Annotated in this window: 5 protein-coding genes and 1 tRNA gene; 3 read left to right on the forward strand and 3 right to left on the reverse strand. The window is 70.3% G+C overall.

Going from position 1 to position 3834, the window contains the following annotated elements:
- Positions 1–26: 26 nt before the first annotated feature.
- Positions 27–158, reverse strand: a complete 132-nt coding sequence (locus CQZ88_RS31555; protein ID WP_256997108.1) for a hypothetical protein — start codon at positions 156–158, stop codon at positions 27–29.
- Positions 159–210: 52 nt separating this feature from the next.
- On the opposite strand from CQZ88_RS31555, the gene CQZ88_RS21645 reads away from it, so the two are divergent.
- Positions 211–531: a hypothetical protein gene (locus tag CQZ88_RS21645; protein WP_065922516.1), complete on the forward strand. Its 321-nt coding sequence runs from the start codon at positions 211–213 to the stop codon at positions 529–531.
- Between the two features lie 4 nt (positions 532–535).
- Here the strand turns inward: CQZ88_RS21645 and CQZ88_RS21650 are convergent, their stop codons facing one another.
- Together CQZ88_RS21650 and CQZ88_RS21655 are read right to left on the reverse strand one after the other, a co-directional pair.
- The gene (locus CQZ88_RS21650; RefSeq protein ID WP_102800295.1) at positions 536–1318 is read right to left on the reverse strand and encodes a serine protease; all 783 of its coding nucleotides are present in this window, start codon (positions 1316–1318) and stop codon (positions 536–538) included.
- Between the two features lie 202 nt (positions 1319–1520).
- A tRNA-Leu gene (locus CQZ88_RS21655) sits at positions 1521–1594 on the reverse strand.
- A 110-nt stretch (positions 1595–1704) separates the two neighbouring features.
- On the opposite strand from CQZ88_RS21655, the gene CQZ88_RS21660 reads away from it, so the two are divergent.
- Complete coding sequence (locus CQZ88_RS21660) at positions 1705–2319, forward strand: ANTAR domain-containing response regulator (RefSeq protein ID WP_006941125.1); 615 nt, start codon at positions 1705–1707, stop codon at positions 2317–2319.
- Positions 2320–2473: 154 nt separating this feature from the next.
- Positions 2474–3799, forward strand: a complete 1326-nt coding sequence (locus tag CQZ88_RS21665) for an ABC transporter substrate-binding protein (protein ID WP_029544011.1) — start codon at positions 2474–2476, stop codon at positions 3797–3799.
- Positions 3800–3834 lie beyond the last annotated feature (35 nt).

Consider the following 3834-nt stretch of genomic DNA (forward strand, 5'->3'; position numbering starts at 1 on the left):
GCGACGAGCTAGTTCGGCCGGTGGTTTCAGTCGTCGACCACGACCACCACGCCGGCGCGCATCAACACGGCGTACAGCTCGCACAGCGGGGGAGTGAGCAGCCGGACCACGGCGCCGACCACCGCATCCGGGCCCACGGCGGCCATCGGGTTCGACATGCCCCCGACGGTAGGGACGTCAGGTGAACCGAAGTTGACGAGCGAGGAAAGAATGGCCGACGAACAGTCCTTCTGGGAATCCCACCGAACGATGGCGCGGCTCGCCCGCGACGCCGAACGCTTCGCCGTGCACCTGCCCCTCGTCGGCCGAGTCGGGATCCCACGGCCCGACCAGCTCGCCTACTTCGCCGGGCTGGCGGCGCTGGTGGCGCTGGATCTGATCGAGTGGCCGGTGGCGGTGGCCATCGCCGCGGGCCAGGTGGTGGTCACCGAGCACAACCACCGCGGTGCCGCGGCCGCGACGCACCGCCCCGGGACGCCGACCGCCGCCGGCGCAGGCACGGCGACGACGTCCGCGGAGGCGACGACCTGACTCGTCACGGGGTGCACACGAGCGTGAATCCCGCGCCGATGCCGCCCCGGGCGTCCAGGTCCTCGATGATCCGGTCGGCCCGCTGGTACACCGCGAAGCGCACGTCGTTCGGCCGGTATCCGACTGCGAGGCCGAGCCACTCGTGGGTGTCGGTGCGGGCCAGCGGGCCGCCGGAGTCGCCCTGCTGCATCACGAGCCACGAGTTGACCGAGTTCGGGTTCACCAGCACGTCGCGGGTGCCGGCGACGTCCAGCGCGTCGACGAGCGGGGCGGGCCCGCACGCGATCCCGGTCGTGTGCCCGGCCGCGCAGTGCCTGCCGATGTCCTGGTCGCCGTCCGGCAGCGAGCCGATCGACTCGAGCACCACGACCTCGCCGTCGGCGTCCGGCGCCGAGGTGTTCGAGCCGCGTACCCTCGTCTCGTCGAGCTGGAGCACCGCATAGTCCGGCACCGCGTCGGTCGGTATTCCGAGCCAGTCCACCGACCCGGGGCTGTGGACGGAGGTCTCGGTGCCGACAGGCCCGCGGCTCTGCTCGCCGGCCTTCCACACGGCGGCCGAGCCGGTCTGCCGGCAGTGGCCGGCGGTGATGGCGACGAGCCGCCCTGCGCGGTCGTGGCCGACCGCGGCGACCGAGCACCAACCCGGCGCGGGATCGGCGGCGGTGAAGGTGATGCCGTCGCCCGGGCGCAGCACGATCCGATCGTCCGGAACGTGCGCGGCCGCACCCGGAGCCGGGGCGAGCAGCGCAGCCGCGCAGGCCGCCACGACGGGAAGGGCGCGTCCCATGCCTTCTCCGATCTCGATCCGCGTTCCGCAGGGCCCGGGAACGGTCGGCGGTGGTCCCGACCGGAACACCGGCCGGCGCAACCGAAATCGGCACCTTACCAGCGTTCCCGGACGTCGGCGCGGCGCACCGGTCGAGATGGCGACGGGGTGGGGGCCCGCGGGTCGCTCGGGGCGCCGCTCCGATGAGGCGGCGCACTGTGGGTGCCCCCGGTCAGACTCGAACTGACACTGTACGGGTTTTGAATCCGTTTCCTCTGCCAATTGGGATACGGGGGCGTCGTGCGGAGACCACTGTAGAAGATCGGTAACTGCCGTCGACCACCGGTACCCTTCTAACGTTCCACCCCCTCCGCGGGGGCCGCCCGAGCGACAGGAGATGGCCGACGATGACAGCCGCCCCGCACGAGAATCCCGCTCAGCCGCGGCGCGTCGTAGTGGCCGAGGACGAGGCGCTGATCAGGCTCGATCTGGTGGAGATGCTCCGCGAGGAAGGCTACGAGGTCGTCGGTGAGGCCGGCGACGGGCAGCGGGCGGTCGAGCTGGCGGAGGAGCTGAAGCCCGACCTGGTCATCATGGACGTGAAGATGCCCCGGCGCGACGGCATCGACGCCGCTTCGGAGATCGCCGCCCGCCGCATCGCGCCTGTGGTCATCCTCACGGCGTTCAGTCAGCGCGAGCTTGTCGAACGTGCCCGGGACGCCGGCGCCATGGCGTATCTCGTCAAGCCGTTCTCCAAGTCCGATCTCGTTCCGGCCATCGAAGTGGCGGCGAGCCGGTTCGCGGAGATCCGTGAACTCGAGCGCGAGGTGGCGGGGCTGACCGAGCGGTTCGAGACCCGCAAGCTAGTCGACCGAGCCAAGGGCCTGCTCATGGACAAGCATGCGATGACGGAGCCGGAGGCGTTCCGCTGGATCCAGCGGGCGGCAATGGATCGGCGCACCACGATGAAGCACGTCGCCGAGGTGGTCATCGAGACGCTGGGTGGTGCCGCGGCGGGATGACGGAGCCCCCCGTCACACCGGCGTTAATTCTTCGATAACGGTCGCGTCACAAGGATTTCGCCCGGGTTCACGGACGGCGCGGGGCGGATAGGTTTCTGGCCACGTCCCGGTGACGCATCCGGGACGGTGTGCATGCCGATCGAAGGAGAGTTGGATGGCCAGACGGACCTTCGTCCGCGCCGCTGCGGTGTTCGGAGCAGCGTCTCTCGCCCTCGCGGGTTGTAGCTCGGACAGCGACGATTCCGCCGCGGGCGGTTCCGGTGACAGCGCGGCGTCCGCGACGACCGTGACCACCGACTGCGAACCCGCGCAGGCGACCGCCGGTGCCACGCCGGTGACGACCCCGCTGAAGATCGGCACCCTGCTTCCCGAGACCGGCAGCCTCGCCTTCCTCGGGCCCCCGGAGGTGGCGGCGGTGCGGCTCGCGGTGGACGACGTGAACGCCGCCGGCGGTGTGCTGAGCCAGCCGGTGGAGCTGATCACCGGCGACTCGGGCGACACCACGACCGACACCGCGAACTCCACGGTGGACCGGGAACTCGCGGCGGGAACGCAGGTGATCGTGGGGGCGGCCTCGTCGTCGGTGTCGCTGAAGGTGCTCGACAAGATCGCCAGCGCCGGGGTGGTGATGTTCTCGCCGGCGAACACCTCCGACCAGTTCGTCTGCTATCCCGACAAGGGGCTGTACTTCCGCACCGCCCCCACCGACGTGCTGCAGGCGCAGGCCCTGGCGCAGCTGATCTCGGACGACGGTGCCCAGCGGGTGTCGATCATCGCGCTCAACGACCCGTACGGCACCGGCCTGGCCACCAACACCCAGAACAACCTCGTCGAGGCCGGCGTGCCGGAGGACCAGGTCCAGAAGATCATCTACGACCCCAACGCGCAGTCGTTCAACGCCGAGGTCGACCAGATCAAGAACTTCGGCCCCGACGCCGTGGCGATCATCGGGTTCGAGGAGTCCGCGAAGATCCTCACCCGCATGCACGAGGTGGGTATCGGGCCGTCCGACGGCATGCTCGTCTACGGCGTGGACGGAAACATGGGCAACGCCCTCGGTGAGGCCGTCGCGCCCGGGCTGGTCGACACGATGCGCGGCACCACTCCGCTCACGGACGTCGGCCCGGACTTCCAGAATCGGCTCAAGGCCATCGATCCCGCGCTGATCGACTTCAACTATGCCGGCGAATCGTACGACGCCGTGGTGATCTCGGCGCTCGCCGCGGAACAGGCCGGCTCCACCGCCGGGGTGGACATCGCCGCGAACATCAACAGCGTCACCAAGGACGGCACGACGTGCACCAGCTACCAGCAGTGCCTGGATCTGCTGCGCGGGGGCCAGGACATCGACTACGACGGTGTCACCGGCCGGCTCAACTTCACCGACGCCGGCGAGCCCGGCATCGGGTCCTACGGGCACCTGGTGTTCGGGCCGGACAACAGGCTCACCACCGAGGACTACATCGTGGTCGGTGAGTAGCGAGGGCCCCGCGGACGGGGCCGGGAACCGATCGG

This window comes from Rhodococcus sp. ENV425 (assembly GCF_002887785.1).
GTDB classification, from domain to species: domain Bacteria; phylum Actinomycetota; class Actinomycetes; order Mycobacteriales; family Mycobacteriaceae; genus Rhodococcus; species Rhodococcus aetherivorans.

What these genes read in the sequence shown, in the direction of transcription:
- CQZ88_RS31555 (WP_256997108.1), bottom strand. Translation starts at nt 158, where the DNA reads ATGTCGAACCCGATGGCCGCCGTGGGCCCGGATGCGGTGGTCGGCGCC.
- CQZ88_RS21645 (WP_065922516.1), top strand. Translation starts at nt 211, where the DNA reads ATGGCCGACGAACAGTCCTTCTGGGAATCCCACCGAACGATGGCGCGG.
- CQZ88_RS21650 (WP_102800295.1), bottom strand. Translation starts at nt 1,318, where the DNA reads ATGGGACGCGCCCTTCCCGTCGTGGCGGCCTGCGCGGCTGCGCTGCTC.
- CQZ88_RS21660 (WP_006941125.1), top strand. Translation starts at nt 1,705, where the DNA reads ATGACAGCCGCCCCGCACGAGAATCCCGCTCAGCCGCGGCGCGTCGTA.
- CQZ88_RS21665 (WP_029544011.1), top strand. Translation starts at nt 2,474, where the DNA reads ATGGCCAGACGGACCTTCGTCCGCGCCGCTGCGGTGTTCGGAGCAGCG.